Here is a 12,123-nt window from a genome sequence, read left to right as displayed (position 1 = left end):
AGTTCCTGCGTCAGCAGATCAGGGATGCAGGTGATCGACAACCGCTACCGGGTCGATGTGATCGACCGGCGCTGCAACCGAATCCTCGGCGAAGAGCGAGTGTTCGGTATCGGCGCTCAGACCCGAAGTGGAACCCGAACCGAAAGCATCGGTCGCATCGATCGACGACCACGGGTTCAGCGCACCGGTCAACGAACTCGTCAGATCGGACACTCCGCTCACTGCTCCACCGAGGGATCCGCCCAGGTCAGCGACTCCGCCGCCGCCAACGGTACCGCCGCCGTCGACTGTGCCACCGGCAGCTGCGGCTGCGTCGGCACCGATCGAACCCGTCACGTCGGTGACTGCTCCGACAGCCCCGCCGAGCGATCCACCGAGATCGGTGACGCCGTTCAGTGCGCCGCCGAGCGACCCACCCAAACCGGCCGCAGCGTTCGTGGCCGCGTCGAGACCTGCTGTTGCGTCGAGACCTGCTGTTGCGTCCAGCGCGCCGCCCACAGTTGCTCCGAGGTCGCCGGTCACACCGCCGAGGTTCAGGCCTTCTGCCGCGATGCTTCCGAGGTCGACGGAAGGCAGTTCAGCGGAGATCGGGCCGAGGTTCACAGCGCCGAGGTCGACGGAGGGCAAGTCGGCACCGATCGAACCGGTGTCGATTCCGCCGAGGTTCAGTGCCGTGTCCAGCGCTCCACCGAGTGCACCTTCGGCACCGAGAACGCTGTCGAGAGAGCCCCCCAGCCCGAGGCCCGCGCCCAGCGCACCGTCCAGCGCGCCGGTCAGGTCCGTGCCCACGGAACCGACAGCACCCAAGCCGCCTGCACCTGCGAGGGCGGTGTCGAGAGCCGCAGCGACACCGGCTGCCAAGCCTGCTTCACCGCCCAGACCGAGTGCACCACCGAGGTCGATTCCGGTAAGTCCGCCTGCGCCCAGCGCTGCGTCGAGAGCGCCGCCGAGACCGCCCGCGAGCCCGGCATCGACGCCGAGTGCCGAACCGAGAACACCCTCGAGGGCCGTCGACAGATTCGCGCCTCCGCCCAGAGCTGCCGCGAGGTCTGCGCCGAGACCACCTTCGAGGTCGAGTGCTCCCCCGAGCAGTCCACCGAGTGCGCCACCCAGGTCGGCTCCGACCGTTCCCCCGGCACCGAGGGCGCCGGAGAGTGCCGCGCTGAGCTGCGCGCCGAGGTCTGCGCCGCCGCCGAGTACGGCGTCGAGGTCGAGTCCGCCGCCGAGACCCAGTGCTGCGTCGAGTGCGCCGCCCAATGCAGTTTCCAGACCGCCGCCGACGCCGAGTGCTCCGCCGAGGGCGCCACTCAGGGCAGCACCGAGATCGAGGCCGCCCGCGATATCGGTGAGAACGCTGACATCCGTGATCGCGCCGAGGACGCCACCGAGCGATGCACCCAGATCGGCGCCGATCGTGCCGCCGGCTCCCAGGACGCCCGAGAGCGCGCCGGACAATGCCGTGCTGAGGTCGCCTGTCAGAGCGCCGGCGAGATCCAGGCCGCCGCCGAGTGCAAGAGCGGATTCCAGTGCGCCGGTCAGGCTCGCGCCCAGTTCGCCGCCGATGTCAAGGAGACCGCTGAGGTCTGCTGCGCCGCCGAGGAGTCCACCGAGAGCCAGGCCGAGATCAGCTCCGAGGTCACCACCGATGGCGAAGACGGGTGCGAGAGCTCCGCTGAGCCCTGCCGTCAGGTCGAGTCCGCCGACTGCGCCGATCGCGGCGTCGAGGGCTGCTCCCAGCTCCGCAGTCAGGCCGCCGGTCACACCGAGGGCGCCGCCCAGAGCCGCGCTGAGCTGTGCGCCCAGATCGAGAGCTCCTTCGAGATCGAGTGCGCCGCCCAAACCGAGACCGGCTTCGATCACAGCGCCGAAGGCTGCGCCGAGTTCGGCACTGATCTCGCCACCGATGGCAAGCGCAGCGCTGAGGGCTGCTGCGAAGTCGCCGACCAGGTCGAACTGGCCGCCGAGGGCGCCTCCGACTCCGATTCCTGCACCGGCGCCGAGACCCAGGCTGCCGCCGAGGCCACCACCGAGACCACCGCCGAGTCCACCACCGAGACCACCGCCGAGTCCGAGACCGCCGCCGATTGCACCGGCAGCGGACGCACCGGCGTTGACGATCGCGGACAGGTCGGCGCCGCCACCGGCAAAGAGTCCGGACTCGGCGACCAGCGGAGCGACCGCGACGATGTCGGCGGGGCTGACGTCGCACAGACCGGCAGCATCGAGTGCCGCGGTCGGGTTGGCGCAGTAGTTGGCAGCTGCCTCGTCGTCACGAAGTAGCCCGAGGATGAATTCGAGTACGGCGTTCGTTGCCATGGCGGGTTCTCCTGAAGTTCGTTGACCGGGTTGTTGCCGGTGGGTAGTTGCCGGTGGTCCGGAAACTGGTGCGCTGCCAGAGGTAGCGAGTGGAATCAACGCTAAGAACTTTTGCGACTGGGGCCAACGGGGAGCACCCCCCTCTTCTCCAGGGACAGGTGGGGAAGCCCCCCATTGGGCTACGCCCGGTCGGAATAGGGGATTTGCCCCGATTAGGGGATCGGTCCCCTACTTCGTCGCGACGCCTCCGATCCGGTAACGATCTAGGTCCTGAAACCGACATCGCAGACAACCGCGACAGTCCTTCTGTCGCCCACGACCAGGGGAGTTCGTTCATGGCGGCAGGGCTCGGCATCAGCATCGGTTCGGCCACTCTCGTAGCTGTCACCGACGGCTCGACCGGTGAAACGCAACAGGTCCGCTTACCCAGTGCGCTGCAATTGGACGACGGATCCGTCATCACCGGATTTGTCGAGCGCGTCGGAGACCCGATTCCGATACTTTCCGCCGACGGTACCGAGTACCGCGGCGAGGCTCTCGCGGCGACGGCTGTCGGCGCACTGGTAGACCAGGCAGGCGGCAACGAAGGGCCAACTGTCGTCCTGGCTCACCCGGTGGGGTGGAACCGCCACACAGCACGCACCATGGAGTCCGCTCTGGACGACGCCGGGGTTCACGGGGCGACTCTCGTCGCCGAACCCGCAGCCGTCATGGCGTGGCTCGCCGCTTCCGGAACTGTCGTCAGCGACGGTCTGACCGTCGTCTACGACCTCGGTGCTCGCTCGCTCGACGTCACGATGATGTCCACGACCGACGGACGAAGCGAGATATTCGGTAAGCCGCTGCGCAGCGAGGACATCGGCGGCGACGAATTCGATCACCTCGTCACCGTTCACCTGCTCGATGCGGTTTCCGACCAGTTCGCAACCCTTGATCCCTTTGCACCCGAGACGATTGCAGCGCTGGAAACTCTGCGCGAGCATGCCCGCGCAGCCAAGGAGGAACTTTCCACCGAGACGGAAACCGTTGCCCGCGTGGCGCTTCCCGGTGCCGTCAGCGACGTTCGACTCGTTCGTTCCGAACTCGAAGATCTGATCCGGCCCGCCCTCATCGAATCGGTGGCATTGGTTCGCGAAAGCCTGCGATCTGCCGGCGTCGAGTCCAGTGACGTCAATCAGGTTGTCCTGGCCGGCGGAAGCTCGTCCATTCCCCTTGTCGCCGAACTACTGTCGGCGGAGCTTCGTGTCCCGGTGATCGCCGACGCCGATCCAGCGTCGAGCGCGGCGTCCGGCGCCGCGGCCCTCGCACTCGACGCCAGAGACTCGCAAGTACCGGCCGCCGCCACTGCAGTGATTCCCGCCGAGCCGTCTCGCAAGCCCGCACCGGTTCCCGCCTTCTCCACTCCGTTGCTTGCCGAGCCGACCGAAGAAGAGAACACGGCGACTCGACGCTCGTCGAGGGTCGGCGTCGTTGCTGCAGTGGTGGGAGCATTCATCGTGCTCGCCGCAGGCGGGCTCGGAATCGGAACTGCCATGGACAAGATCAACGTTCCGTCCAGTTCGGCGAACACCACCAGCGAGTCCACCTCCTCGACCGCTTCGACCACCGCGGGCTCTACTCCCGGCAGCACCACGGCAGCGGAAGCGGCAGGCACCGGATCCACGGCTGCGAACAACGGCACTCGAAGCAATCAGCCCGGTTCTCCTGCTGCCGCAGGCGGCTCGACGACGGCGCCGGGGGCAGTTCCGGTTGCCGGCGCACCGGCGGGATCCTCGCCCGCACCGGGCGAGACCGCTCCGTCGGCGCCTGCGCCTGCCGCACCCGGCGCCCCGGCGCCCGCACCTGCTCCCGCCCCGGCACCCGCACCCGCACCCGCGCCTGGAGCCGGCGTCGGGACCGGTGTCGGTGACGCTGCGACCGGCATCGGAAACGGAGTCGGCGGTCTGGTCGACGGTGTCGGCAACGGAGTCGGCGGCGTGGTCGGAGGTCTCGGTAACGTCGTCGGTGGTGTCGGAAACGTGGTCGGTGGTGTCGTCGGCGGCGTCACCGCACCGATCCGCTGACCGGCGGTCTTTCGATGAACCGTGACAACGGCACCGAATCGTCTTTCATCGCAGGACTTTTGCGCGACGTCGACCTGACTGCATCGCCACTGCGCCTATTCGTCACCGGGACCGATGCCAGCGCTCGGCCCCAAGTGACGAGGGTTGTACGGAAGCGAATCGAATCGGGTGACAAGCCCGTGGTCACCGCAGTCACGCATGACGTCCCCGCCGACGCGATTGTGGTGATCGCGGACGCGCAAGCTCTGACCTCCGATGAAATCCGTGCCCTGAAAGAGCTTGTCCAACGTGACGACCTCGGAGTTGTCGTAGCCTCCGATCGGATCGATCCACCACTCGCACCGATCTACTCGAACATCTCGAGTTTCGGCACCGTGTTGCATCTGAACCCGTTGAACCGAAACGATATTCGGAAGATCGCGGCCGAGCGAAGAGTCCCGCTCGACGACCGCGCCGTGGTGGCGCTCGAGCATCTGTCCGGTGGTTCCTTCGGGGCGATCGAAGCGTACTTCGCCGCCGCCTCGGCAGGCCGCCTGGAAATGCCGAACGCCATACGCACACACATCCTCCACCAGGTCACCGCTCTGCATCCGATCGAGCGCGAGATCCTCGAAGTTTCACTCGCCGTCCCGGACATCGACGCCTTCGAGCTCGATCTGGGACAGGAGAAGTTCAGCCTCACAGCTGCATTCGACCGGGCACTGGCGACCGGACTGTTCGGTTCGCGATCACCACTCGTCGCGAGCGTGCTCGCCGAGTCGACGAGCACCGGGCGTATCCGCAGCGAGCTGATCAGAATCGTCGAATCACGCGCACACACGAGAACCCTCGATATCGACACAGCACGAAGACTTTTCGACTCCGGAATCCGCCACCGCGATCTCACGGGTGTACTACGAGACGCAGTCGAGGCGAGCACGCCGGCGGTCGCGGCAGATCTCTTTCGCCGCGTGAATTCGATCGAGCCTCTCGGCGTGGCCGACACGCTGCTGTACGCCCAGGTCTCGGCTCGCAGTGGTGACCTCGACACTGCCTGCCGTCTGGCCGATTCCGTCATCGCCGCACCCGATCTCGACGACGCGAGATTGGCTGCGGCGGTGCGAATCCGCGCAGCTTCGTCCGCAGCATGCGGCCAACTCGGCGCCGCTGCAGATCTCTACACCTGGCTGGGGCCAGGGCGCACCGGAAACGAATCCCCCTTCGCCGCAATCACTTTCCTCGGCATCGGCAAGGTCGATGACGCGAACGCGGCGCTCACCGGACACACCGGATCACCGTCGAGCTCGACGGTCGGCGCTACCACACTGGCCAACGGACTGATGCAATCGGTCACCGGGAGCGCACCGAGTGCGCTCAACACGATGTCGCGCGCACTCTCGCTCCCCGGCGGAGCCGACACATCTGAATTCCAGCCTGATTCCGCCCCGGCGCTGGTAGCTCTCGCACTCCTGCACAACGGCGCCCATGAACGGGCCGCCGCTGTCGTCACGTCCGCGATCGCCGCCGACGACGCAAGCAGCCACACGTGGGCGCGACTTCACCTTCTCGGCGCCTGGATCGCGATGGTCCGCGGGCAGGACACGATTCTCGAAGACCTACCGCAGGAGGTAGTCCGCGGCCCCCTCCGTGAGCGTGACGCACTGTTTCTGCATGCTCTGATCGTGGGTCTCGCTCGGCGTTCCGGCGATCTCGCCCAGCTGCGTCGAGCTTGGTCGGGCGCGGCAGGCACCCTCTCGTCCTGCAGCGTTGATCTGTTCAATCTGCTTCCCATCGGCGAACTGTGGCTTGCGGCAGTACGGCTCGAGGAGACCGAGCAGGTCGAGCATCTCGTCGACGACGCGCGCTCACTCCTCCGCGCGCTCGGCGAGCCGCCGCTGTGGTCGTCGCCGCTGCATTGGTACGGCGTCCAGGCGTCGATCCTCTCGCAGTCGCCGGCCGATCTCCTCCCACACGCCCACACACTCGCCGAATCAGCCAAAACTCACACTTACGCAGCCGGTTTGGCGATCGCCGGACGCCAGTGGCTCCTACTGATGCAAGGCAACGTCGACGCAGACGGTGTCGAAGCCGCCGCACGAACGCTCAGTCGGATCGGACTCCCGTGGGACGCCGCTCGCCTCGCCGGCGAAGCAGCGCTGCGCACCCCGGACACCAAATCGGCCACGGCACTGCTCCACGTTGCGCGCTCGCTACGCACAACGTCGACGGCCGAGACAAGTGCAACCGATACCGCCACAAGTGCGGCGCCACCGTCGGTGTTGACCGAGCGCGAACAAGAAGTTGCCGAACTCGTCGTCGTCGGACTGACGTATCGGGAAATCGGCGAACGCCTCTACATCTCCGCTAAAACCGTCGAGCACCATGTCGCACGGATCAAGCGGCGCGTCGCGGCGCAGTCTCGTTCGGAACTGCTCACCATCCTTCGCAGCATGACACCGCCGAACAAGTAGTTAGCTGCATATTGTCCAGAGGGTTGCATATATCCGTTTAAGTGATAGTTTTCACAGGAATCAGGACATGCCTGCCGAGCAAAGTTCGGTAACTGTGAAACGGGGATCGCTATGAAGTGGGGAGTCGGACTCGCCGTCGGCAACAAACGAAGCATTGCTGCGATCGCGAGACCTGACTCGGAGCTGGTGACCCTCGAACGCGAATCGGTTCTGCACCACGCCCCCGACGGCACCGTGCAGCTAGGCGGAACCGCGGCGGGGTCCACCGGGTTGCGCGGGTTCCTCGACAGGGTCGGCACCGACGATACCGACAACTTCTCCGAGCACATGACGCGAGGGGAGGAACTGGTAGCGACAGCGATGTATTGCCTGGTCAAGGAAGTCCGAACACTCACCGATCAGAACCTGAACATCTCTGCGGTGATCCCCGCGGGTTGGTCGAGCGATTCAATCGACGTACTGCGCGGCGCACTCGACAGCATGAATCTCGACGGCGTCGAACTGATTTCAGAAGATGAAGCCTCTGCGGCTTGGCTCGCGGATCCTGACGCCGACGACCGTGCTGCTCGCGGAGCCGCAGCGTTGGCCGCACCCTTCTCGATCACCTCTACCTGTCCCGAACCCCAGCCAACCGATTTTGCCGAGCCAGAGGACACCCCCGAAGAGTTTCCGCCGTTCGCTCTGATCGAACCGGAGCCGGAATCCGGCGTGGAGGCACCGGTCACGAAAGAACCGAGCATCGACGGTTGGCTGAATCGCCAATGGCGGTCGGAGCGCCGACCGATCATCGCCGCAGCAGCCGCCGCAGTCTTTCTGACGGTGTCGGGTTGCGCGGCCGCGGTCATCATCGGACACACTCCGACCATTTCAGCACCCAGGATTCTCGACGCACAATCTTCCCTGTCCCCCGGGACGGACACAGCTGCCACCCCGACGAGTTCATCCGGGACAGGCACGCAATCAGCGACCTCACCTCCACCGGAAGTACCCGCTCTCGGCGCGCAGCCGACGGCGCAGTCGTGGGCATCCGAAGCAGAATCGACCTCATCCGAATCCCAGCCCATTCCGGTGAGTCCGGGCACCGGTACAGAGAAATCCACTACGGCGAACGTCCCCGCGCAACAGGGATCGCCGATCACCATCCAGATCGATCCCCTTCGGATCGAGAACCTGCCGCCGGTCGTCGGACCGCTGGATCCGGTCGATCCGGATACCCCGGACACTCCCGCCGTGACCGACCCCACTGATACACAGACAACGCCGACGCAGCCGTCCAACCCGACCGACACAACCGATCCGGTGGTTCCGAATCCCGACATGCCCGTCATGCCATTGGCCCCGAGACCCGGAATGCCAAGTTAGACAGAATAATTCGACTTGCCGACAACAGGCACATATTCCTCGTCGAAACTTTTCCCCTATGGTGGGTGCGGTACCTACCGGCTCGGTGCCGGGGACTTGAAGGGATTTCATGCGTAACTCGTTGGCGATCCGCACCGCTGTGGTCGGCGCCTCGGCACTACTGCTCGCAGCTCCATTCACCACGACGGCATCGGCAGAGCCCGCCTCCGACACGCATGTCGAACAGCTCGGGGCAGATCAGCTTCCGGCTGAGCTGGTCGAGGCGATCACACGCGATCTGAAGATCTCCCCACAGGAGTATCTGGACCGCGCTGCCAAAGCTCAGGAACTCGGTGCATACGCCCAGGAATTCAAGTCCGAGCGCCCTGGCGACTACGCCGGCTCGTGGATGGGACTCGACGGTCAACCCGTCGTAGCCGTCACCACCACCGAAGCTGCACGCATCGCGGCCGACGACGGTTACCGCACGCACGTCGCCCCCGTCTCCGCCGACACCCTCGAGAAGACGCTGGCCGACGTCAACGGATGGATTGCCGGGCTGCCCAAGGAAATCTCACGCGCAGTCAATTCGGCGACTATCGACGTCCTGAACAACCAGGTCGTCATCGACGTCGCGAACAGCCCCGTCGGGCAGGCGCTCAATCTTCCGACCCTGCTCGAGAACACCAAGATCGTTCTCAGCCCGGGCGGTGGCGGATCGGTTGATCCCGGAGCACTCGGCGGCGATACCTACATCACGTCGACAGGCCCCATTCGCGAGACACCGACCGAGAACATCTCGGTCTGCTCGTTCGGGTTCAACGCCGTCGACGATCAGAACAATGCTCTCAATATCAGTGCCGGACACTGCAATCCGGCCGAGGGTTCGAAGTCGCCCGTCTACCTGCCGAATCACGCGAACGTCGACGACAGTCAGTTGATCGGAGCATTCTCACAGTCTTCCGTCGGCAACAACGCCGGCGATCTCGATTACTCGGTCATCAAGTTCGACCAGTCCGGCATCGACGCGGGCCTCGACCGTGCTGCCGTCCGCGGTGCCAACGGGACCACCCTCGCGATCACCGGAACAGCACGTCCCGTGATCGGCGCTCCCATCTGCAAGTCCGGCCAGACGTCGTCCTTCACCTGTGGTGTCGTGGCAGCCGATCGCGTCGAAACTCAACTGGTCATGGCGGACGGTGATTCACGAACCGTTCGCGGATTCGCCGGCACCGCGTGCACCCTCGCCGGGGACAGTGGCGGCGCCATCGTCTCCGGAACCTTGGCTCTGGGCATCACCAGCGGCTCCAACAGCAGCGGAGCACCCAGTTGCAACGAAGCGAACCTGGTACTGGCGACCTCCGGTGGAACCTCGAATCTGGGTATTCCGGTCGGAGACATCCTCGACGCGGCAGATCGCGCTTCCGGTGGCGGTGTCGGTGCCGGAATCCGCGTCCGCACTGCAGGTTGACCAACCACTGATTCACACACTGTGCCCGCCGATCCGTTTCGCGATCGGCGGGCACAGTGCTGTTGTCGGTCGGGGTCAGCGCTGTCTGCTCATGTAACGGGTGGGAATAGCGCGTTCGAACCCATATAGTCATGGTCGACTGTGATCGGCTCACCACAAGTCCGTGAGCCGTATCCGTGTGCTCCCAGGGGGGTGGTACGCGGTCAACGAAGTGGAAAGGCCCACATGCGAAGCTCCATCGCACGTCGCGCCGCAGTGTTCGGTTCGGCCGCGCTGCTGCTCCTCGGACCGATTACCGCGGTCGCGAACGCAGAACCGAACGAATCCGGGGTATCCGATCAGGCAGCCCATCTGCCCGTCGAACTCGCCGAAGCCCTACAGCACGACTTGGCGCTGACGCCCGACCAGTTCGTCTCGCGTTCCGAACTCGCGCAGAAGCTCGCGGAGTTCGCCGCCATCGCGCGCGTCCAGTTTCCCGACTCTTTTGCCGGAGTGTGGCTCGACGACCTCGGCAAGGGCATCGTCGCTCTCGCTGACGGTCGCGACAAGGATGCTGCCCGCGAGGCCGCCGAGAAGGCCGGTTTCGAGGTCAAGGACGTCGCGCAGAGCGAGCAGGCTCTGCAAGGTCAACTCTCGGCACTCAACACCTGGCTCGATTCGCAGCCTGCCGAGGTCGCAGACCTCGTGCGTGGCATCGCCGTCGACGTCGTCGGCAACGGAGTCGCCCTCACGGCCGATCCTGCCGCCGGCATCGAATTGCCTGAATTCCTGAAGCGGACCGTCGTCCATACCGCTGCTCCGCTACTGGTTCCCCCGATCGTCGCGGACCTCATCCCCGCAACCGGATCCGCAACCGGCGACGCTGCACTGGGCGGAGACGCCTTCGGCGCAACCTCCGGTAACACTGGACTGCGTTGTTCATTCGGCTTCAACGGCACCGACGGTTCAGGACGCACAGTCAACATCAGCGCCGGTCACTGCGATCCCAACCGTGCCGCTGCCGGCACCTCGAACTCCAGCCAGGTCTTCCCGATGGTGAACAACCAGACCGGGCCCCGCGTCGGGTACTTCGCCAAGAGCAGCTTCGACGGGCGCGACTACTCGATCATCAACATCGACGACAACGCGAAGTACCGCTTCGAGAACAACAGCGTGCGGGTCCCGTTCAACCGCTCGGTCAACATCACCGGTACCGCCGATCCTGTCGTGGGCGCCCCGGTCTGCAAGGCAGGATCGACCACAGGCTTCAGCTGCGGCGTCGTCACCGGCGTCAACCGCGTCGCAAAGGTTTTGGATCACACCCTCGACAACGGCTTCACCACCAACATCTGCGTCCTGCAGGGTGACAGCGGTGGCCCGATCGTCTCCGGAACGTTGGCAGTGGGCATCACGAGTGCGTCCAACGTCGCCACCTCTCCCCTGTGCGAGATCGCTCAGGCAGAGACACTGTTCGGGCAAGAAGCCCCGACCCAGTACGCGACGCCGATCAACGACATCCTCGCCGCCAACCCAGGCCTGAAGGTTCGCGACTACTGATCACACGCATTACTCGAGACAGCAAAACGGGCGCCACACCTTCTGAAGGTGTGGCGCCCGTTTCGGCGTTCGTGACGTTCTACTGGAAGAGAGTTGTTCCAGCCGGAGCGTTCAGAACCTTGATCAGGTCCAAGCCCGCGACGACGGCAGTTCCGCCGCCGGCGAGGATGGTACCGGCGACTCCACCGATACCGGCCCCTGTGACCATGCCGGGCAGGCAGCCGACGACCAGGCCGGGCAGACCCACGATGCAACCGATGACCGCCCCGACGATCGTGCCGGTGAGGCTACCGATCTGCGTGGCAAGCCCGAGCTGTGACTGGAACTTCTCGATTGCCTTCTGATCCTCGTCAGGCGAAGCAACCGGGGTGAACTCGGCAGCGACCGACTTCGGCTTGGAGCTGGCCGGGTCCAGGTTCGGCTTGAGGGTGAGGGTCTTGCCGTCCTCACTGACGGTCTCGTCGAACGGGAACTGAACGTCGCCGAGGTTGAACGCGAGCGGAAGGCTCACGAGAGTTGCGCCCTGGCTGTTCTGCAAGTCGACGTGAGTTCCGTCGCCCGAGACCCGGAATGCTCCGGCGTCGATGGTGGTGACAACGGCCTGGTCGACGACCTCGGCGGTGTACGAAACGTCGGGTGACGTCTCCGGAGCTGCGTAAGAAGTACCTGCAGCGATGCCCGTAGCGGCAATGGTCATCGCTGCGACGGCCGCAGCTTTTCGAATGAACATTTTTGATCCTCCCCGGGATCGGGCGGGCGTCAGTCGATGACTCACACCACCCGTTTCCCCTGTGCGTGACGGGCGTAACGATAACAGCCGGTCGGTTGTTCTCACCTGCTCGGAACCCGACTTAGGGCTGCCTGACAGATGGACACCTGACGGGCACCGCCTAACGTGACGACCAGACATGTCTGCGTCTGGCCCAGCCCGTCCGACGCAGAAGAT

At 65.3% G+C, this 12,123-nt stretch carries 7 protein-coding genes; 5 read left to right on the top strand and 2 right to left on the bottom strand.

Annotation, left to right across the window (positions count from 1 at the left end; translation table 11 throughout):
* Positions 1-18: 18 nt before the first annotated feature.
* Entirely contained in the window at positions 19-2,316 is a 2,298-nt protein-coding gene (locus tag RHP72_RS06850) for an IniB N-terminal domain-containing protein (protein ID WP_064688866.1), read from the bottom strand.
* Positions 2,317-2,651: 335 nt separating this feature from the next.
* Here RHP72_RS06850 and RHP72_RS06845 point away from each other — a divergent pair, with 335 nt between their 5' ends.
* The 5 genes from RHP72_RS06845 (at position 2,652) to RHP72_RS06825 (ending at position 11,177) form a co-directional block, all read left to right on the top strand.
* Entirely contained in the window at positions 2,652-4,379 is a 1,728-nt protein-coding gene (locus RHP72_RS06845; RefSeq protein ID WP_311094494.1) for an Hsp70 family protein, read from the top strand.
* Between the two features lie 14 nt (positions 4,380-4,393).
* On the top strand, positions 4,394-6,829 hold the full coding sequence (locus RHP72_RS06840) for a LuxR C-terminal-related transcriptional regulator (protein ID WP_311094493.1): 2,436 nt from the start codon (positions 4,394-4,396) through the stop codon (positions 6,827-6,829).
* A gap of 111 nt (positions 6,830-6,940) precedes the next feature.
* Positions 6,941-8,191, top strand: coding sequence for a hypothetical protein (locus RHP72_RS06835; RefSeq protein ID WP_218694968.1), 1,251 nt, complete (start codon positions 6,941-6,943; stop codon positions 8,189-8,191).
* Positions 8,192-8,300: 109 nt separating this feature from the next.
* Positions 8,301-9,641 (top strand): S1 family peptidase, encoded by a 1,341-nt coding sequence (locus RHP72_RS06830; protein WP_311094492.1) that lies wholly within the window; start codon positions 8,301-8,303, stop codon positions 9,639-9,641.
* A gap of 225 nt (positions 9,642-9,866) precedes the next feature.
* Positions 9,867-11,177, top strand: coding sequence for a S1 family peptidase (locus RHP72_RS06825; protein ID WP_054187117.1), 1,311 nt, complete (start codon positions 9,867-9,869; stop codon positions 11,175-11,177).
* A gap of 79 nt (positions 11,178-11,256) precedes the next feature.
* On the opposite strand, the gene RHP72_RS06820 is transcribed toward RHP72_RS06825, so the two are convergent.
* Positions 11,257-11,907 carry a hypothetical protein gene (locus RHP72_RS06820; protein WP_076948790.1) on the bottom strand — a complete coding sequence of 217 codons (651 nt, stop codon included), beginning with the start codon at positions 11,905-11,907 and terminating at the stop codon, positions 11,257-11,259.
* Positions 11,908-12,123 lie beyond the last annotated feature (216 nt).

This window comes from Rhodococcus sp. SG20037 (assembly GCF_031763325.1).
Classification (GTDB): Bacteria; Actinomycetota; Actinomycetes; order Mycobacteriales; family Mycobacteriaceae; genus Rhodococcus_F; species Rhodococcus_F qingshengii.
This window is presented reverse-complemented; position numbering and strand designations above follow the sequence as displayed.